Origin of the sequence: Brevibacterium sp. RIT 803 (assembly GCF_016892625.1) — a bacterium.
Taxonomy (GTDB): domain Bacteria; phylum Actinomycetota; class Actinomycetes; order Actinomycetales; family Brevibacteriaceae; genus Brevibacterium.
On record NZ_JAFEMW010000004.1, the window covers coordinates 117,741 to 135,905 of the forward strand.

Below are 18,165 nucleotides of genomic sequence, written 5' to 3' on the forward strand. Positions count from 1 at the left end.
TCTCAAGAACGCGAACTGAGCAGCGACGGCCGCAGAGCGCTCCAGCACTCCTGCAGTCGCGTCGACCACCAGTCGAATCGTCCCGGATCCACCGCCAGCCGCTCCAGGCGCTGTGGGTCCGGGACGATTCGCGTCACCGGGATCTGACCGTCGACAGGTCTCAGGCTGAGATCCGCGCTCACCACATCCTCGACGAAGAGCCTCCCAGTACCCAGACCGCAGGCCGGATGCTCACCGAGGATTTCCCGGCTCATAGGCGTGCGCGGCAGCGTAACCGCCAGCTGGGCACCAGCGGCCAATCCGACTGATGACTCCAATGCCGATGACACAACAGCCGGCAGACCGCAGGCTTCGATGATCGATCGTGCGGCAGCGATCCCACCCAGCGGCTGGACCTTGACGATGACAACCTCGGCGGCTCCCAGCTCTGCCACTCGTAGGGGATCCTCGGCCTTGCGAATCGACTCATCAGCGGCCAGGATGACAGGCAGTCCATCGAGCTTCTCGCGCAGCCGCGCCATGTCTTCAACGGCCGCGACGGGCTGCTCGAAGTACTGGAGGTCGAATTCCGCGAACTCGGTGCAGGCTCTGAGCGCCTCGGGCAGCGTATAGCCGGCATTCGCATCGAGTCTCAGCGCCGTTGAGGGAAACAGGCGCCGAAACTCTCGCAGCCGCTCCACGTCACCGGGCAGTGAGTCGATGCCATGTTCGGCCACCTTCGCCTTGACTGTGCTGACGGGTCCGTAGCGGGCCAGGATCGACTCGACTTCGGAGGTTGCGCATGCGGGCAGGGTCGCGTTGACGGCTACGGATCGGACGGCGGCAGCTGACTGAGCGGAGGTGTCAATCGACTGACCGACGGCACTGGATCCAGTCTCGGCGGCTCCCGGCAGCAGTCCCGCGAATTCGAGAGCGGCTCGCAGCCAGCGTGAGGATTCGGCTGCATCGTATTCGGTGAAAGGGGAGAACTCCGCCCACCCATCGGGGCCTTCGAAGAGAAGGATCTCACGCTCGGTTATCCCCCGGAACCGGGTGACCATGGGGAGTCTGAGAACCTGGAAATTCGGCACGAGTTCAACGATCGACTCGGGGATCTGCTCCGTATCAGCCATGGAGCAACCATATCGGTCCGGTGACAGGCGATAAGGTTGAGGCCATGACGGTTTCTGAAATCTTTGACCCCTCCCAGTGGCGTGAAGTCTCCGGATTCGACTTCACCGACATCACCTATCACCGCGCGGTCAAACCCGACGGCACTGACCTTGGCTGCGTGCGCATCGCCTTCGACCGTCCCGATATCCGCAATGCCTTCCGCCCCCACACCGTCGACGAGCTCTATCGAGCCCTCGACCACGCCCGCCAGACCTCGGACGTCGGCGCGGTCCTGCTCACTGGCAATGGCCCCAGCTCACGCGACGGCGGCTGGGCCTTCTGCTCCGGCGGCGACCAGCGCATCCGCGGCCGTTCGGGCTACCAGTACGCCTCCGGGGAGACTCGCGAGTCCGTGGACCCGGCTCGTGCCGGCCGCCTCCACATCCTCGAGGTCCAACGACTCATCCGCACCATGCCCAAGGTCGTCATCGCCGTCGTCCCGGGTTGGGCTGCAGGCGGAGGCCACAGCCTCCATGTCGTCTGCGACATGACGATTGCCTCGCGCCAGCATGCGAAGTTCAAACAGACTGATGCCGATGTCGGCTCCTATGACGCCGGCTACGGCTCTGCCTATCTGGCGAAGATGGTCGGACAGAAGAAGGCGCGCGAGATCTTCTTCCTCGGCCGTACCTACTCGGCCCAGGACATGGCTGACATGGGCGCCGTCAACGAGGTCGTCGACCACGAAGATCTTGAGACCGCAGCCCTGACCATGGCCAAGGAGATCCTCGGCAAGTCCCCCAACGCCCAGCGGATGCTGAAATTCGCATTCAACCTCGTTGATGACGGTCTCATGGGCCAGCAGGTCTTCGCAGGTGAGGCTACCCGTCTGGGCTACATGACCGACGAGGCGGTCGAAGGTCGTGACTCCTTCCTGGACAAACGCGACCCCGACTGGTCCCCCTACCCCTGGTACTACTGAGCGTCCCCGCCACATGAACGCACAGCCCGTTGCGGATCTGCCCGGTGCAATCGATCGAGCCTTGGACGGCCGCTCGATCCTCATCCTGCCCCGTACGCGTGAAGCTGCCATCACCGAGGTGGCTCCCAGTCAGTGGACGGGTGCTGGCCGGGCGCCGGCGCTGGTGCTCTTCACCTCTGGTTCGACGGGCACGGCCAAGGCCGTCGCTCTGTCCGCCGAGGCGCTGACCACCTCGGCACGGGCCACCGAACGATCCCTGTCCGGACCCGGCGACTGGCACCTGAGCCTGCCCATCAACCACATTGCCGGGTTCCAGGTGGAGCTGCGCGCCCGGCTCGCAGGACGGGAACCGATCAGGACCACCTCGGCGACATTCACCGCAGGTTCCTTCGCCGAGGAGGCGCAGCGGCTGTTCGCACGATCCGGCGATCGGCCGACCTACACTTCACTGGTGCCCACTCAGCTGCACCGGATCCTTGCCGATGAGCGGGCCACTTTCGCTGCAGAGAAGTTCGTCGCCATCCTCCTCGGCGGCTCCGCGATATCGCCGGCCCTGCTCGAACGCGCCGATGCACGGGGCCTGCACATCGTGCGCACCTACGGGATGAGCGAGACCGCAGGTGGGTGCGTGTACAACGGCGTTCCCTTCGATGGTGTCGAGATCACGATCACCGAGTCCTCGACGATCGACCTGCGCGGTCGCGTCGTGGCCGATTCCTACGTCGAGATCACTGCGGAGGGCCGCATCGGCCCCGCCGACACCCCGGGCCTGACCACCGACGATGACGGCACACGGACCATTCACACGAGCGATCTGGGTCGACTCGACGAAGGGGTGCTCACGGTGCTCGGCCGCGCCGATGACATCATCGTCTCCGGGGGCACGAACGTCTCGCCTCATGCCCTTGAGACCGGACTGCTGCCCACCTGGCAGCACTATGGGATCGCCGAGGTGCTCGTGACCTGGGTGCCCGATGAGGAGTGGGGCAAACTGCTCGTCGCCCTCGTCCGCATCGATGATCAGGTGCCCGACCCCGTGGCCGGGTCCATGGGATCACCGCGTGAGTTCGCGCGCAGCCTGGGCGGACTCGACCATGGAATGCACGGGCAGCTGCTGCCTCGGCTGGTCTTTCCCGTCGCTGAGATCCCCAACCGGTCGATCGGCAAACCCGACCGACAGGCTGCGGCCCGGCTTGCCGCCGAGCTGGCTGAGACGAAGAATCACAGAGCTCCACCGCCCGAATACCCTAACAAGTGAACTATCGGTAATATGAGACGGTTCGAATTCTTATGAGGAAGGTATCCCGCCCAATGGCAACTGCCGCGCAGTGGATCTCCGGAGCCCGACTACGAACATTGCCGCTGGCTCTTGCCCCTGTTCTCATCGGCACGGGCGCGGCAATCGGCTCCGTCGGCGGCTTCACCTCCTTCATCATCGGCGACTACACGCGCAACGGCCATGACCATTCGCTGCCGCAGATCTTCCTCCGAGCGGTGCTCGCCCTCCTCGTCTCCCTCTGCTTGCAGATCGGGTCGAACTTCGCCAACGACTATTCCGACGGCGTCCGCGGCACCGACGATGTCCGCGTCGGTCCCGTGCGTCTCACGGCGACGGGCCTCGCCGAGCCGAGCGCGGTCAAGCGTGCGGCTTTCCTGTTCTTCGGCATCGCCGGGGTCGCCGGAATCGTGCTCGTCCTCATCTCACAGGCGTGGTGGTTCCTCATCGTCGGCGCCGCCGCCGTGGCAGCCGCCTGGTTCTACACGGGCGGCAAGAAGCCCTACGGGTACATGGGGCTGGGCGAGGTGTTCGTCTTCGTCTTCTTCGGCCTGGTGGCCACGCTGGGCACGATGTGGATGCAGGTCGGCGGACTCAGCCTCAGCGGCTGGGCCGGTGCGATTGCCATCGGTTCGCTCGCCTCGGCGGTGCTCATGGTCAACAACCTGCGCGACATCCCCACCGACATCGAAGCCGACAAGATCACCCTGGCTGTTCGCCTCGGCGACAACCGCTCCCGGATCGCATTTGCCGGCCTCGTGCTCGTGCCCTTCGCACTGCTGATCCTGGCAATCCTCGACGGTCATCCGGCCGTAGCACTTGCCATCCTCGCGCTGGTGCCCGCCCTCAACCCGTTGAAGACGGTGCTGCGTGGAACCACGGGCCCCGGGCTCATCCCACCGATCAAATCGACGGGGCTGACCGCTCTGGCCTTCTCCGCCCTGATGGGCCTGGGCCTGGCGCTGTAGACCAGGCCTGGCGCTGTAGTCTGACTCAGTTTCCTTCGTCGACGATACGGTCTTCCGCATCCTCGTCGACGTTCTTGCGCTGAGACGCTGTTTCCCGCTTCGCAACGCGCTTCTCGATATCCTCGGCCACTTTTGCGCGCATGCCACCCAAAAAGAGGTAGCTGAGGATAGCTCCGATGACGATTGCAGCCATCGCCATCACGAGGTTGAACCCGAGGAATGGCTGCAGAATCAGCCCAACGGCGACGATGATGCCCAGACGAGCCAATGTATAGATCCAGAAGTTGCGCATTGCACCTATTTTAGTCCGTCCACATCAGTGATTCATCACTGGCCGTGTGGGCGGGTGTTCAGGTTAGTGGACTATCCTGGGTGTATGGCTCGATTACTCATTGCCGCGATCGTCCTGGCGGCAGCGGTCACACTGTACGGACTCTTCGATTGCCTTCTGCGCGATCGTGGTCTGATCCGAGTCCTGCCCAAACCCGTGTGGGCGATCATCATTGTGCTGATCCCCGTGATCGGCTTCGTCCTCTGGTACGTCTTCGGCCGCGGTACTGAGGACAAGCCCTCAGCAGCGCCTCGTCAGCGGGGCCCCAGCGCCCCGGACGATGACGATGACTATCTGCGCAAAGTCGATCGCGACGTCAAGTTGGGAAAGCACGCTCCCGAGGCGCAGAAGCCCGAGGACAAGACCCCCGGCGCGGCAGATGACGTCGGCGACGATGCCTCTGCCGATTCCGACACGCAATCCGCCGACACCGACGAACACGGTTCGGGCGGATCCACCGGAGACGGACGCGGCCACTCGAACTGAGCGCGGGTCTGCACTCTCTCTCGTCTGACTGACGCTGAGCCGGCCCCGGACTGAGGCTGAGCAGGCCGCGGACTGAGACTCAGCGGACCCCGTTGGCTCACGTTGAGCCGGTTGCCTCGCACTCAGCAGGCTCAGCAGCGTCCCTGAATGCGCTTGCTCTGAGGCTCATGCACACGCCCATGCAGCGTGTTGAACTCTGATCGACTGTGCACAGACATTGGACTGCGCGAGGGGCTCTCTGCAGTTCATTGGAATCTCTGAACGCATGGCCCGGAGACCAGCCCTGGAACGGCGTACCTCAGGTGTGATCTGCTTCGGCGCCGCCTGCAACTCGGCGCTTGCTGCAACTCGGCGCTTGCTGCAACTCGGCGCTTGCTGCAACTCGGCGCCGGCTGCAATTCAGTGCTTGCTGCGGCTCGGCTCAGGCTGCTGTGCGGCCCTGACTGCACATCAGCCGAGTCCCGAGTACGAGTGCAGTCCGTTGAAGTACATGTTGACGACGGTGAAGTTGAAGATCACCGTGGCGATGCCGATGAGGTTGAGCACTGCGACCTTTGTCGGACCCCAACCGCGTGTGGCGCGGGCATGCAGGTACGCGGCGTAGATGACCCAGACGACGAATGTCCAGATTTCCTTCGAGTCCCAGCCCCAGTAGCGGCTCCAAGCCACCTCGGCCCAGATGGCGCCGGCAATGAGGGTGAACGTCCACGTGATGAATCCGACCGCGGCTATCGTGTAGGAGAACCGTTCCAGGTCGATGCTTGCGGGCATCCGACGCATGAACCGCAGCCACTTCGGGTCCTTGGTCTCCTGTGAGTTCTTCAGGATCTGGAACACGGCGAGGATCGCGGAGATGTAGAGCAGCGAAGTCGACAGAATTGCGATGGGTACGTGGATGGCGATCCAGTACGAGTCGAGCGCCGGGATGAGCTTCGCGGCTGGTGTGTAGAAAACCGTAATGGCCAGGCCCAAGCACAGGAGCACTCCTCCGGCCACGATCGTTCCCAGGTAGCGGATGTCCTTCTTCACATTGACGATGAGGAAGACGATGACGGTGATCACGGTGGCTGTGAGGACGTATTCCATCATGTTGCCCCACGGCACACGCATCACCGACAGCGCGCGAGTGAGCACAGCGGCCACGTGAAGAAGGGCAGCGAGGACGAGGAGCGAGGTGCCGATCCTTGCCCCGCGCCGAGGCTTCTCCTTGCCTGTTCCGGCCGAGATCTCAGCCGAAACGTCCGTCTGCGGCGGGTCGAGGAGTGCCGTGGTGGCCTTCCTGTTCGTGCGTCGCACATTCGAGGGCTTCGCGGCACTCGTCGCACCGGCTTCGGACTGCTTGAGTTCGCGCCCACCGAACAAGTCGAAGGCATAGAAGATCATAGCGACGGCGTAGACGACCATCGCCGAGATGATGAGCTGGTTCGACCACATTGCGAGGTCAGTGTTGACGTCCATACATCCTCCGCACCAGCGGTGCTCTTCCATTGCGTCGTGGGTGTTGCTGTGATGTTGCTGTGCCAGGACAGCCCTGATCGGGCCGACCCGCGACAATTCTACTCCGCGTAGTACCTAAAGCGAATCATTCGTCTCCTCAGGCATTCCGATCTCGGGCTATCCGACCCTGGCGCTCCGATCCTGGACGCTCCGATCCGCGGTCTACCGCTCGTCAGTATCGTCAGTCCAGTTCGTCTGGTTCCTCACTTCCGTTGGTCGGAATCTTCGTCGGGTTCCTCGGCGAGGTCCTTCGCGAGGTCCTTCGCAGCCCGTTCGACCAACTGGTCCTCACCGCGGGCCAGAGCCGCAACTTCGGCCTTGCCGTCCTTGATGCGCACCCACATTCGTCGGCGTGGGATGAACAGGGACAGACCAAGACCCAGCAGCACGGCGATCGCGCTGACGAGCATCAGGCCCTGTGTCGGGTCCTGGGAGATGTCGACGGCGATGTAGCGTTTGACCCCGTCGAAGGTCACCGATCCGCCGTCGGGCAGCTTCTGGGTCTCTCCCTCGGCGAGTTGGATGAGCAGCGGGTTGCCAGTGGCATCGGTCATCTCAGTCATGTTCTCGGCATCGATCGTGTACACCGACTGCGGCGTTCCATCGTCAAGGCCGAGGTCACCGGTGTACCCGCTCATCACGAGGTAGGGATTGCGCAGTTCGGCGAAGCTCGAGACCAGTTCGCCGTTCTCGTTCTGAGTTGCCGTCGGCAGGAACACACCGACGAAGCCCATCTGAGTTCCCGCGGCGTCGGGTACCTTGATGACGCCTTCGGAGGTATATCCCGGGTCTCCGCCGTCGGGGATGAACACCTGCGGGCCGGATTGCACGGCTTGGCCCTTGGCGTCCTTGACCGTGACCTCCGGAGCGTAGCCGTTTCCGGTCAGGTATACGCCCGTCCCACCGACACGCACGGGTTCATTGACGCGCAACGTGTGCTTCTCGCTCTTGCCATCAGCTGTGGCCGTGACCTTCGCATCGAAGGTCCGGGGCTGGCCGAACTGGCTGCCCGGAGCCTGATCGTCGAAGGTGGATTCGAAGCTGTCGAGCTTGAGCCGGAAATCCGGCAGGTTGTTGGCGTCGTAATATGAGCCCGGTTCGAACGAATCGTAGGCGACCAGAGAATTCGTGAAGGTCTCCCCCTCGACGAGGATCCGCTGGCCCTCATAGCCGAACAGGGATCCGATCGCCATCGTCAGCGTTGCGACGAGGAGGGCGATATGGAAGACCAGGTTGCCGGTCTCGCGCAGGTAGCCGCGTTCGGCGGCGACATGATCGTCGTGGCGCACGGTGCGGTAGCCAAGCTTCTTCAGCCGGGCTTGGGCGGTGTCGAGGAAGTCCTGGTCTGCAGCTTCGCGCGATTCGGCGGATCCGGTCGCCGAGGTGAAGGCTTCGTATCCTGGCATCCGACCCAACCGCCTCGGCGCCTTGGGTGGGGCCGAACGCATGGCCTTCCAATGCTGGGCCGAGCGTGGGATCACGCAGCCGATCAACGAGATCATGAGGAGGAGGTAGATCGCGGAGAACCAGATCGAGGAGTACACGTCGAACATCTGGATCGTGTCGAGGAACTGCCCCCACGCACCGTTGGCGTCGAGGAACGTGGTGACCCGGCCCGGATCCTGAATGCGCTGCGGCAGCAGGGAACCCGGGATCGCGGCCAAAGCCAAGACGAGGAGGAGGATCAGTGCCACCCGCATCGTCGTCAGCTGACGCCACGCCCACCGGCACATGCCGATGAACCCCAGCTGCGGCTGGGTCACACCGGACTTGTGGCTGCCCACCTGTTTGCTGTTGTCAGCCTTCTTGTCGGCGGTCTTCTTCGCCACTAGATCACCACTTCGAAATCATAGATCAGACCCTGCAGAGAGGTCATCCACGCGTTCCACAGCCCCGAGGCCATGAGAACGCCCAACACGATGAGCATGATGCCGCCGGCACGGACGATCGCCGTCTGGTGCCTGCGCACCCACGTCAGGCGGCCTGCACCCTTGTGGATCGCCACCGCCAGGAGAATGAAGGGAACGCCCAGCCCCAGGCAGTAGACGAACGCCAACAGTGCGCCGCGCCAGATCGTTCCCTCGCCGCCGAAGCTCACCGACATCGACAGAACTGCCGACAACGTCGGGCCCACGCACGGAGCCCAGCCGAGGGCGAAGGTGGCGCCGAGCACGGGCGCACCCCAGAGCCCTGCCTGAGGACGAGCCCGGATCCGGTGCTCGGTCTGGAGCAGGCCGAAGCCACCCATGAACACGAAGCCGGCGATGATGACGACAACGCCGAGGATCCGGATGAGCAGGCCCTGCCACTGTGAGAACAGAGCGCCCAGGGCCGAGAATCCTGTCCCCAGCAGGACGAAGATGATGGTGAATCCGAGAACGAACAGTGCGATCCCGACGACGACCCGCCAGGTCTCTTTGTCCTTGAGGGAGGATCCGCTCAACCCGGTGACATAGCCGACATAGCCGGGGACCAGCGGTAGCACGCAGGGTGAGGCGAAGGAGACGAGTCCGGCCAGTGCGGCCGCGCCGGCGGCCAGAAGAAGCGGCCCGTCGAGAACCGTCTGGGCGAAGTCCGCCCCGATTCCACTCACTCCGCCTGCACGTCCTCGATGAGTCCTTTGAGCGTCGACTCATCGACCTCTCCGACGACTCGAGCTGCGACGCGCCCCTTCGCGTCGAGGACGACGGTGGAGGGTGTGGCCTGCGGCGGAAGAACCCCCGAGAGCAGAGCCACCATGTCGCCGTTGGTGTCGAGCATGTTCGCGTAGGGAATCTGGTAGTTCGAGACGAAGGCGTTGGCTGCGGCCTCCTGGTCGCGGACATTGACGCCGAGGAACTGGACCTCATCACCGAATTCCTCGGCCAGGGACTTCAGAGCCGGGGCTTCCTTCCGGCACGGTGGGCAGGCCGCGTACCAGAGGTTGATGACGACCGGGGTGGGCCGGAGTTCGGCCAGCGACATCGGCTTCCCGTCGAGTGTCTCGAAGTTCAGTTCCAGAGGCTCACCGCGTTTATCCTTGGCCACCTGGGACACGACACCGGAGCCGGAGACATATCCCTGATCGGATCCGGCCTGATCAGCTAGTTCGTCATTCTCACTGCATGCGCTGAGAACCACAGCGGTGCCAGCGACCAGTCCGGTCAGGAGGGTGCGCCGGTTCATCGGGTTGGTGCGGTTGAACCGATTGGGGCGGGCATTCATGCTCCGGCCACCGCTTGCCCGGGCTGCAGATCTGCACAGATGCTCTCGTAACTCACGGATACAAGTGTGGACGATTCGAATGTGAAACTGGTGATAGATGCCAGGTCACACTCCCGTTTCCGAGGGTCGTGGACGAGCGAGCGCTCCTCACCTGCCAAGCGTGTCATCCAGATCGGAAGCTGATGGGAGACGATGACGCCCTCGGCCTCGGGACCGTGCTTAGCGAGCTTTGTGCGCAGGCTGGCCATGGCTGCGTGCATCCGCAGAACGATCTGTTTGTAGGGCTCACCCCAGGAGGGTGTCAGCGGGTTGTACAGCCGCAGCAGATTGCGCGGTTCGGCCAACCTTCGACCGTTGACCTTCTGGCCTTCGAAAGAATTCGCGGCTTCGATCACGCGGTCATCGGTGAAGACCGGCAGCTCGAGTCGCTGGCGCAGCGGCGTGATCGTCTGCTGCGCCCGCAGCAGCGGGGAGCACACGAGCTCGACCGGGGGCGCCGAGGCTGCCGCGAAGTGATCGCCGACCCGTCGGGCCATCTCATGGCCGCGTTCGGTCAGACCGAATTTCGGCAGCCGTCCGTAGAGGATGCCCTCCGGATTGTCGACCTCCCCGTGCCTGACCAGGTGGATCGTCGTCATCAGTTCCCCTGCGTGTTCGGTACACTCGCTGCCGCCTTGGCTGCGGCCGGCAGTGCCGAGATGATCCGATCGAGGATCTCATCGGTGTGAGCGTAGGAGAGGAACCAGGCTTCGAAAGCGCTCGGCGGCATGTGGATGCCCGCATCCAACATGGCGTTGAAGAACGCGGAGTAGCGTTCGACGTTCTGTCTCCGGGCGTCGTCGTAGTTGGTGACCTCTTGGTCGGTGAAGAAGACGGAGAACATCGAATTCGCCGACTGAATGGTGTGTGCCACACCTTCAACCTCCAGCGCAGAGGCGACTGCGGGCCGCAGAATGTCCGCAGCGCGGGAGATGTGTGAGTACACATCGAGTTCGGTCGTCAGCTTCAGCGTGGTCAGGCCGGCGGCAGTGGCCACGGGGTTTCCGGACAGGGTTCCCGCCTGGTAGACCGGGCCTGTCGGTGCCAGATGCTCCATCACGTCGGCCCGTCCGCCGAAGGCCGCGGCCGGGAAGCCGCCGCCCATGACCTTGCCGAAGGTGAACAGGTCTGCGGGTCCCTCCGGGTAGCCGAGTGAATCGGCCTCATAGCCGTACCAGCCTGCGGCCGAGACGCGGAAGCCTGTCATCACTTCGTCGCTGATCATCAGAGCACCGTGGGCTTTGGTCAGGCTGCGGATGGTGTTGGTGAAGCCGTCGCGAGGAGGCACGACGCCCATGTTGCCCGGGCTCGCTTCTGTGATGACGCAGGCGATCTCATCACCGTGTTCGGCGAAGACGGTCTCCAAGGCGGCAGCGTCGTTGTAGTCGACGACGATCGTGTCCGAGGCCTGTGCCCCGGTCACACCCGGGGTGTCGGGCAGGGAGAAGGTCGCCAGACCGGATCCGGCCTGGGCCAGAAGCGCGTCGACGTGACCGTGGTAGCACCCGGCGAATTTCACGATCTTCGCCCGACCCGTGTATCCGCGGGCCAATCGGATGGCGCTCATGGTCGCCTCGGTGCCCGAGGACACGAGCCGGACCTGGTCAACGGGCTCGACGCGGGCGACGATCTCTTCGGCAAGTTCGACCTCGCCGGTTGACGGGGTGCCGAAGGAGAAGCCCTTGACGGCGGCTTCCTGCACAGCCGCGACCACTTCGGGGCGGGAGTGGCCCATGATCATGGGACCCCACGAACCGATGAGGTCGATGTAGTCATTGCCGTCGGCGTCGCGCAGCCATGCTCCGGTCGCCGAGGTGATGAAGCGCGGGGTGCCTCCGACGGCTTTGAAGGCCCGCACCGGTGAGTTCACTCCACCGGGGATGACATGTTCGGCGCGCTCGAACAGCGCGGCCGACTTCGCAGTCTCGTGTTTCATGGGTTCTCCTGAAGAGGTCGCCGGATCGGTGGTCGGTTCAGATATTAGTCGAGTCGGTGAGCTCAGTCCGCTGACGTCGAAGGTTCGGCATCGATCGGTGGTGAATCGACTGGCCCCTCGCCGATCTCACGCATGTGGGCGGTGACCTTGCCGAACACGCGCCCCAGGGTCGCCATCTCCTCTGGCTCGAGCAGGTCGACGAGGTGGGCACGGACGCTTTCCACATGTGTGGGAGCCATTGTCACGAGCAGCTCCCAGCCGGCATCGGTCATCTGGCAGTTGACTCCGCGTCCGTCTTCGGGAATCGAGAAGCGCTTAAGGAGCCCTTTCTTCTCCATCCGAGCCACACTGTGCGTCAGACGCGAACGCGACATCGTCGTGTCCATCGCGAGCAGAGCCATGCGCATCGTCCGGTTCTCATGTTCGCTCAGCCGGACCAGGATCTCGTATTCGGGCATGCCGATGTTGTGGTGCTCCCGCAGTTCCTTGTCCAGCTGCGTGGTCAGCAGCTGTGACCCGGTGAGATAACTTCTCCAGGCTCTCTGATCGGGACCGCTGAGCCATCGTGGTTCGCTCATCAGAGTGCACCGTCCTGCGTCTGCGAGGTCAGTCGCTGCGCGACCTCTGTAGCCCAGTAGGTGAGGATCGCGTCGGCTCCGGCCCGCTTGAAGGCGATGAGGGATTCCTCGATGGCGCGTTCGCGTTCGATGGCTCCGGCGGAGGCCGCGAATTCGATCATCGCGTACTCCCCCGACACCTGGTAGGCCCACACGGGCACCGGCGACTCACAAGCCACCTCGGCGAGGACGTCAAGGTAGGGCATGCCGGGCTTGACCATGACGATGTCGGCACCTTCGGCCAGGTCAAGGTCGAGTTCGCGCATGGCTTCGCGGCCGTTCGCTGGGTCCTGCTGGTAGGTCTTGCGGTCGCCTTGGAGCTCCGAATCCACGGCCTCACGGAACGGACCGAAGAACGCCGAAGCATATTTCGCGGAGTAGGCCATCACGACCACGTCGGTGAAGCCTTCGAGGTCCAGTGCCTCCCGGCAGGCCGCGACCTGACCGTCCATCATCCCCGACAGTCCCACCACGTGGGCTCCGGCGCGAGCCTGCGCCACAGCCATGGAGGCATAGCGCGTCAGTGTTGCGTCGTTGTCGACGCCGCCCGCGGAATCGAGGACTCCGCAGTGTCCGTGAGAGGTGAACTCGTCGAGGCACAGATCGGCCATGATGACCGTCGTATCGCCGAGGTTGTCCCGCAGCAGCGTCAACGCTCGATTGAGGATGCCCTCAGGATCATCAGCCTGGGAGCCGTCATTGTCCTTGTGCTCCGGAATTCCGAACAGCATCAGTCCGCCGACTCCGGCGTCCACAGCCTCGTTGGCCGCCTCAAGCAGGGAATCAAGGGTGTGCTGGACGACGCCGGGCATGCTGGTCAGCGGTGCCGGTTCGCTCAGCGTCTCCTTGACGAACATGGGCAGGATGAGATCGGCCGGGTGCAGGCGCGACTCGGAGACGAGCCGGCGCAGGGCCGGTGTCGTCCGCAGGCGGCGGGGCCGAACGGTTCCGGGGACCAAAGTCATGTCAGGCCTTCTTTCTGCGGCGTTTCTGGCTGGGGCGCGTCGGGGTGGTTCCCGCCGCCAGGTCGTCTTCGCGTGCGGACATCGCGAATTCGACCAATCCGTCGATGAGGGAGGTGAGGTTGGCTTCCTCGGCGAGGACGTCGACTCGCAGGCCATGTTCGGCCGCGGTGTTCGCCGTGGCAGGTCCGATGCAGCAGATCACCGAGGTGGCTGCCGGCTTTCCGGCAATCCCGACGAGGTTGCGCACCGTGGAGGAGGATGTGAAGAGGAAGGCGTCGAAGTCACCGGCCTTGATGGCCTCTCGGATGGGAGCCGGAGGCGGAGAGGCGCGCACGGTGCGGTAGGCCGTGACATCGTCCGGGTCCCAGCCCTTCTCCAGGAGTCCGGCCACGAGCACCTCGGTGGCGATGTCGGCGCGCGGCAGCAACACCGTGTTCATGGGGTCGATGTCATCGACGTAGTCCGGCCAGGCCGCAGCGAGGCCACGGGCCGAGTGCTCTCCGTCGGGAACGAGGTCGGGGGTGATGCCCCAGTCGATAAGTGAGGCGGCGGTCCGACCGCCGACGGCCGCAACCTTGACACCGGAGAGTGAGCGGGAGTCCAGACCGAAGTCCTCGAACCACATGCGCACGGCGCGGACGGCGTTGACCGAGGTGAAGCCCACCCATTCGTAGGATCCGTCGACGAGGCCCCGGATCGCCTTCTCCATCTGAGTCGGCGTGCGCGGGGGCTGAACGGCGATCGTGGGGACAACGGTGCCGACAGCACCCAGTTCCCCCAGCGCCTCGGCGGTGGAGGTGCCCTGCTCCTTCGTCCTCGGGATGAGGACCTGCCATCCGAAGAGCGGCTTGGTCTCGAACCAGCTGAGTGCACCTCGCGATTCCACTCCCTGTCCCATGATGACCACCATACGATCTCCGCCGGACTGGGCCATCGTCAAGGCCTGCCCCAAGGTGGTCTCCACACTCGCCTGATCAGTTGTGGAGATGCCCCAGCCCAGGAGCACCTTCGTATCCTCATCCCAGCCGTCGTCGAGCAGAGCGCGGATCGCCTGTTCATGATCGGCTGTCGTGCCCGTGAGCACGTGGGTGGTGTTGCGGTGCCGGGAGACGTCGACGTGGGTCTGCGGGCCTGCCTCGATGAAACGGACCGAACGCACTCGGTTCGTCGTCAGCGCGGTGCCGGTGTAGGCGGAAGTCGCCGCCGACAGTCCGACTCCGGGCACGATCTCGACGTCGACGTCGGCCTGGCGGCACACCGCGGCCTCTGCTGTCGTCGTCGTGAACAGGATGCCGTCATCGGAACTCAGCCGCACCACAGTCTTGTCTGGGCGAGCCAGTTCGGCCAGCTTGCGTCCCCGTGTCGAGGCCGTAGCACCGAGCTGAGCAGCCTCGATGATCTCAGTGGCCTGCGGCACGTAGGCGGTCACGATCTCTGAATGCACGTGGGTGTCGTAGACGACGATCTCGGCGTTTGCGAGGATGTCGGCGCCGCGGATCGTCATCAGACCCGACTCACCGGGGCCGCTGCCGATGAACACGACGCGGGGTGAGACGGGCAGAAGACGTCGGGGCTGAACCTGGCCGGTGGTCATACCTGCTCCTGGACTTTGACAGGGGTGAGGTGATCCGCGGACTGAGCGGGATCAATGCCGAGCTGTCCCAGCAGATCTTCTGCCGCTGCGGTGCCGAGTTCATCGGCGAGCCGAGCGAGCTCCTTGCCTGTGATCGACAGCTGATTCGCGCTGCCCGAGTCCAGATCCACGTCCGGAGTCATGGGCAGCGGGGCGCTCTGGCGAGTGCGGGCGAGGTTTCCGTCGTCATCGGCCATGACCGCGTCGACGACGAAGTCCGATCCCTGGATTGTGGCCAGCGCACCGATGGGGGCAGAACATCCGGCCTCCGCTCGGGACAGGATCGCCCGCTCGCAGGTCACGGCCAGGTCGGTGGCCTCATCATGGAGGCGCTTGAGCTGATCGCGGACCTCGGCATCGGCTGCCATGACCTCGTTGTCGAGGGCGAAGGGGCTGTCTGCTCCCCGCGTCTCAACGGCCAGGGCTCCCTGCCCGGGGGCGGGAAGCATCGTATCGAAGTCGAGGGAATCGGTGGCCTCGGCCAAGCGGCCGATACGGCGGACACCGGCCGCGGCCAGCACGACCGCGTCGAGCCGTCCGTCACGGACGTGGGCGATGCGTGTATCGACGTTTCCGCGGACCCCGCGGACCTCGATATCGGGTCTCGCGGCGCGCAGCTGCACCGCACGGCGCGGGGAGCCGGTGCCGACGACGCTGCCTGCGGGCAGATCCGCAAAGCTCAGACCGTCTCTGCCGATGAGGACATCGGCAGGGTCGACCCGGGGCGGGATCGCAGCCATCTGGATGCCGACCTCGGGGGTGGTGGGCAGGTCCTTCAGCGAATGCACTGCGATGTCGATCTTTCCCTGATGCAGTGCCTGCCGGACGGCGGAGACGAAGACGCCGGTGCCGCCGAATCCGGTCAGGGGCGACATGTTGACATCGCCCTCGGTCACAACCTCGACGATCTCGACGCGCCAGCCGGTCAGTGCCGCCAGCTGGTGGGCGATCGCCGTGGACTGGGAGCGTGCGAGCTTCGAGCGGCGGGTGCCCAAGCGGATCGTGCGACCGGAGAAGTGCTCGGGTTCGACGATGTCGAGGGTGTGGTCGGCAACGGGACGCACACCGTCGGCCTCAACGTGATTCGCGCTCGAGGCCGTGGCGATCTTGGTCTCTGGCTTCGCGATCGAGTGGGCGACCTTGTTCGTCGGCAGGTCGAAGAGCTGCATCAGCGCCTGCGCGTAGTCGACGTCGGAGTCGGTGACGGCCAGTTCCTTGACCTTGACCGTCGGCGTGTGGATCAGCTTCTCTGCCACACGGTGCAGGGACTTGCGGATCTCAGCGAAGGCCTTGTCATCGACATCGGCGCCGATCTTCTTCTCCAGGCGCTTCGTCTCCGCGGCGAGCACATCCTTGGCGTGGCTGCGCAGCGCCGTGACTGTGGGGGCGACCGATCGTTCCTTGGCACCGGACTCGAGCTTGGCCAGCTCCTCCTGAATGATCGCACGCACCGACTCGACGGTTTCGACGACCGCAGCGTCACGCTGGTTCGCGGAGCTGGTGAGCATGGTCCGGATCTCGGCGAGACCGAAGAGCGCGACGTGTTCGAACTCGCGCACCGTGGGGTCGATGTCGTGGGGCAGGGCGAGGTCGACGAAGGCCTTGTTCGCTGCTCCTTTGGGATTCTGGGACAGACCGGCCTGTATGTCCTCACGGGTGACCACGACTTCCCGGGCACCGGTGCAGGAGATGATGAGGTCGGCGTCGGCGATCTCCTCGGCGAGGATTCGGGAGGTCAGTTCGCGGGCGCGTCCGCCCACTTCGGCGACGAGGCGCTCTGCTTTGTCCACGGTCCTGTTGAGCACCGTGGTCTGCGCCACGCCCTCCTTGTGCAGGCTCGAAACGACAAGGCCCGACATGGCTCCGGCACCGATGACCAGCGCATTCGCGGCCCGCAGAGATCCGATGTGGGCCTGGGCGGCTTCGAGTGCGGCGCTGAAGAGCGAGCGGGCGACCTCGTCGAGCCCGGTCTCCGAATGCGCTCTTTTGCCCACCCGCAGGCTCTGCTGCAGTGCATGCGAGAGGTCGGAGGTCAGTGCTCCGGCCGACAGCGACTCGGTGAATGTCGAGCGCAGCTGTCCCAGGATCTGGGCTTCGCCGATCGCCATCGAATCAAGACCGCAGGAGACTTTGAGCAGGTGCTCCAGGGCTTGAGCATCGTAGTGGGCGTAGAAGTGCCCGGCGATGTCCTGCCATTCCTTGTCGATGGAGGAGACAAGGGCATTGCCGAGATCGGCAAGTCCTCCGTGGAAGGCGGTGACATCGGCGATGAGCTCCAGGCGGTTGCACGTCGAGAGAACCGCGAGTCCCTCCACATTGTCGCCGGCCAAAGCGTCGGCGCGCAGTGCTCCGACCTCACCGGTGCCGAATGCGAGGGCGTCCAACATGTCGATCGGGGCCGACTGATGGGAAATGCCGAGAACCAAGAGAGTCAATTCCTGTGCTCCTCAAAACCTGGGTTGAGCGGTGCCGAATCTAGCGCCGAATAGTATGCGAGTACTTGCAGCTCACTGGCCAGATCGACTTGATGCACTCGGATCGAATCCGGAGCGTCGAGCACGGTGGGTGCGAAGTTCAGGATCCCGCGCACGCCTGCCTCGGCGGCGATATGAGCCGCCGCCGGTGCCGCGGACGCGGGTACTGCCATGACGACGAGGTCGATGTCCTCGGGCCAGGTGGCAAGTTCGGTGAGGTCTGAGACCGGCAGAGTACCGATCACGGTTCCGATCTTGGCCTCATCGGTGTCGAAGATTGCGGTGAGTGAAAGTCCGCGGCGTTTGAATCCTGCGTAGTCTGCCAGGGCTGAGCCCAGGCGACCGGCGCCGATGATGGCAACGGTGCGCGACCGGTCGAGACCGAGGAATGTGCGCAGAGTCGAGGCGAGATCCTCACAGGAGTAGCCGACCCCGCGCCGACCCGAGCGTCCCAGCTGGGACAGGTCCTTGCGCAGAATCGACGACGACACACCGCTGCGGGCCGCCAACGCCTCCGAGGAGATCGTTGACTGACCCGTTGCAGCGATCGTCTCAACCGTCTGCAGGTAGATCGGGAGTCGGGAGATGACGCGTTCGGGCACGTCCTTTCGGACGACACCCTCAATGCTGTTGGCGGACAGAATCTCGCCCACGAAAACGCGTCA

General features: G+C 64.4%; 17 protein-coding genes. 4 read left to right on the forward strand and 13 right to left on the reverse strand.

Features of this window, described 5'->3' with window-relative positions; translation table 11 throughout:
* Nucleotides 1-2 precede the first annotated feature (2 nt).
* Complete coding sequence (locus JTF07_RS13645) at nucleotides 3-1,112, reverse strand: o-succinylbenzoate synthase (RefSeq protein WP_204234791.1); 1,110 nt, start codon at nucleotides 1,110-1,112, stop codon at nucleotides 3-5.
* A 44-nt stretch (nucleotides 1,113-1,156) separates the two neighbouring features.
* Between JTF07_RS13645 and JTF07_RS13650 the strand changes: the two genes are divergently transcribed.
* From JTF07_RS13650 to JTF07_RS13660, 3 genes are read left to right on the forward strand one after another with little or no spacing between them, the layout of a single operon-like run.
* The gene (locus JTF07_RS13650; protein ID WP_204234792.1) at nucleotides 1,157-2,074 is read left to right on the forward strand and encodes a 1,4-dihydroxy-2-naphthoyl-CoA synthase; all 918 of its coding nucleotides are present in this window, start codon (nucleotides 1,157-1,159) and stop codon (nucleotides 2,072-2,074) included.
* A 13-nt stretch (nucleotides 2,075-2,087) separates the two neighbouring features.
* Nucleotides 2,088-3,332: an AMP-binding protein gene (locus JTF07_RS13655; RefSeq protein WP_204234793.1), complete on the forward strand. Its 1,245-nt coding sequence runs from the start codon at nucleotides 2,088-2,090 to the stop codon at nucleotides 3,330-3,332.
* A 53-nt stretch (nucleotides 3,333-3,385) separates the two neighbouring features.
* The gene (locus JTF07_RS13660) at nucleotides 3,386-4,318 is read left to right on the forward strand and encodes a 1,4-dihydroxy-2-naphthoate polyprenyltransferase (protein WP_204234794.1); all 933 of its coding nucleotides are present in this window, start codon (nucleotides 3,386-3,388) and stop codon (nucleotides 4,316-4,318) included.
* Nucleotides 4,319-4,343: 25 nt separating this feature from the next.
* Here the strand turns inward: JTF07_RS13660 and JTF07_RS13665 are convergent, their stop codons facing one another.
* A complete protein-coding gene (locus JTF07_RS13665; RefSeq protein ID WP_204234795.1) occupies nucleotides 4,344-4,610 on the reverse strand; it encodes a DUF4229 domain-containing protein in 267 nt (88 codons plus the stop codon).
* An 84-nt stretch (nucleotides 4,611-4,694) separates the two neighbouring features.
* Between JTF07_RS13665 and JTF07_RS13670 the strand changes: the two genes are divergently transcribed.
* A complete protein-coding gene (locus JTF07_RS13670; RefSeq protein ID WP_204234796.1) occupies nucleotides 4,695-5,135 on the forward strand; it encodes a PLD nuclease N-terminal domain-containing protein in 441 nt (146 codons plus the stop codon).
* Nucleotides 5,136-5,585: 450 nt separating this feature from the next.
* Here JTF07_RS13670 and ccsB read toward each other — a convergent pair whose 3' ends face one another.
* From ccsB to JTF07_RS13725, 11 genes are all read right to left on the reverse strand, one after another.
* A complete protein-coding gene (gene ccsB, locus JTF07_RS13675) occupies nucleotides 5,586-6,593 on the reverse strand; it encodes a c-type cytochrome biogenesis protein CcsB (RefSeq protein WP_204234797.1) in 1,008 nt (335 codons plus the stop codon).
* Nucleotides 6,594-6,835: 242 nt separating this feature from the next.
* Nucleotides 6,836-8,461 carry a cytochrome c biogenesis protein ResB gene (resB, locus tag JTF07_RS13680; RefSeq protein ID WP_353843973.1) on the reverse strand — a complete coding sequence of 542 codons (1,626 nt, stop codon included), beginning with the start codon at nucleotides 8,459-8,461 and terminating at the stop codon, nucleotides 6,836-6,838.
* Nucleotides 8,461-9,216: a cytochrome c biogenesis CcdA family protein gene (locus JTF07_RS13685; protein ID WP_204235127.1), complete on the reverse strand. Its 756-nt coding sequence runs from the start codon at nucleotides 9,214-9,216 to the stop codon at nucleotides 8,461-8,463. Before JTF07_RS13685 ends, resB begins: the two co-directional genes overlap by 1 nt.
* A gap of 5 nt (nucleotides 9,217-9,221) precedes the next feature.
* Nucleotides 9,222-9,836, reverse strand: a complete 615-nt coding sequence (locus tag JTF07_RS13690; RefSeq protein ID WP_252199823.1) for a TlpA family protein disulfide reductase — start codon at nucleotides 9,834-9,836, stop codon at nucleotides 9,222-9,224.
* The gene (locus tag JTF07_RS13695) at nucleotides 9,833-10,474 is read right to left on the reverse strand and encodes a histidine phosphatase family protein (protein WP_204234798.1); all 642 of its coding nucleotides are present in this window, start codon (nucleotides 10,472-10,474) and stop codon (nucleotides 9,833-9,835) included. Before JTF07_RS13695 ends, JTF07_RS13690 begins: the two co-directional genes overlap by 4 nt.
* Nucleotides 10,474-11,811 (reverse strand): glutamate-1-semialdehyde 2,1-aminomutase, encoded by a 1,338-nt coding sequence (hemL, locus tag JTF07_RS13700; RefSeq protein WP_204234799.1) that lies wholly within the window; start codon nucleotides 11,809-11,811, stop codon nucleotides 10,474-10,476. Before hemL ends, JTF07_RS13695 begins: the two co-directional genes overlap by 1 nt.
* Nucleotides 11,812-11,873: 62 nt before the next feature.
* A complete protein-coding gene (locus tag JTF07_RS13705) occupies nucleotides 11,874-12,389 on the reverse strand; it encodes a MarR family winged helix-turn-helix transcriptional regulator (RefSeq protein WP_204234800.1) in 516 nt (171 codons plus the stop codon).
* Entirely contained in the window at nucleotides 12,389-13,393 is a 1,005-nt protein-coding gene (gene hemB / locus JTF07_RS13710; RefSeq protein ID WP_204234801.1) for a porphobilinogen synthase, read from the reverse strand. Before hemB ends, JTF07_RS13705 begins: the two co-directional genes overlap by 1 nt.
* A 1-nt stretch (nucleotide 13,394) precedes the next feature.
* Nucleotides 13,395-14,987 (reverse strand): bifunctional uroporphyrinogen-III C-methyltransferase/uroporphyrinogen-III synthase, encoded by a 1,593-nt coding sequence (locus tag JTF07_RS13715; RefSeq protein WP_204234802.1) that lies wholly within the window; start codon nucleotides 14,985-14,987, stop codon nucleotides 13,395-13,397.
* A complete protein-coding gene (hemA, locus tag JTF07_RS13720; protein ID WP_204234803.1) occupies nucleotides 14,984-17,461 on the reverse strand; it encodes a glutamyl-tRNA reductase in 2,478 nt (825 codons plus the stop codon). Before hemA ends, JTF07_RS13715 begins: the two co-directional genes overlap by 4 nt.
* The gene (locus JTF07_RS13725) at nucleotides 17,458-18,153 is read right to left on the reverse strand and encodes a redox-sensing transcriptional repressor Rex (protein WP_143922016.1); all 696 of its coding nucleotides are present in this window, start codon (nucleotides 18,151-18,153) and stop codon (nucleotides 17,458-17,460) included. The genes hemA and JTF07_RS13725 overlap by 4 nt, the downstream gene beginning before the upstream one ends.
* Nucleotides 18,154-18,165: the final 12 nt, after the last annotated feature.

What these genes read in the sequence shown, in the direction of transcription:
- JTF07_RS13645 (WP_204234791.1), bottom strand. Translation starts at nt 1,112, where the DNA reads ATGGCTGATACGGAGCAGATCCCCGAGTCGATCGTTGAACTCGTGCCG.
- JTF07_RS13650 (WP_204234792.1), top strand. Translation starts at nt 1,157, where the DNA reads ATGACGGTTTCTGAAATCTTTGACCCCTCCCAGTGGCGTGAAGTCTCC.
- JTF07_RS13655 (WP_204234793.1), top strand. Translation starts at nt 2,088, where the DNA reads ATGAACGCACAGCCCGTTGCGGATCTGCCCGGTGCAATCGATCGAGCC.
- JTF07_RS13660 (WP_204234794.1), top strand. Translation starts at nt 3,386, where the DNA reads ATGGCAACTGCCGCGCAGTGGATCTCCGGAGCCCGACTACGAACATTG.
- JTF07_RS13665 (WP_204234795.1), bottom strand. Translation starts at nt 4,610, where the DNA reads ATGCGCAACTTCTGGATCTATACATTGGCTCGTCTGGGCATCATCGTC.
- JTF07_RS13670 (WP_204234796.1), top strand. Translation starts at nt 4,695, where the DNA reads ATGGCTCGATTACTCATTGCCGCGATCGTCCTGGCGGCAGCGGTCACA.
- ccsB (WP_204234797.1), bottom strand. Translation starts at nt 6,593, where the DNA reads ATGGACGTCAACACTGACCTCGCAATGTGGTCGAACCAGCTCATCATC.
- JTF07_RS13690 (WP_252199823.1), bottom strand. Translation starts at nt 9,836, where the DNA reads ATGAATGCCCGCCCCAATCGGTTCAACCGCACCAACCCGATGAACCGG.
- JTF07_RS13695 (WP_204234798.1), bottom strand. Translation starts at nt 10,474, where the DNA reads ATGACGACGATCCACCTGGTCAGGCACGGGGAGGTCGACAATCCGGAG.
- hemL (WP_204234799.1), bottom strand. Translation starts at nt 11,811, where the DNA reads ATGAAACACGAGACTGCGAAGTCGGCCGCGCTGTTCGAGCGCGCCGAA.
- JTF07_RS13705 (WP_204234800.1), bottom strand. Translation starts at nt 12,389, where the DNA reads ATGAGCGAACCACGATGGCTCAGCGGTCCCGATCAGAGAGCCTGGAGA.
- hemB (WP_204234801.1), bottom strand. Translation starts at nt 13,393, where the DNA reads ATGACTTTGGTCCCCGGAACCGTTCGGCCCCGCCGCCTGCGGACGACA.
- JTF07_RS13715 (WP_204234802.1), bottom strand. Translation starts at nt 14,987, where the DNA reads ATGACCACCGGCCAGGTTCAGCCCCGACGTCTTCTGCCCGTCTCACCC.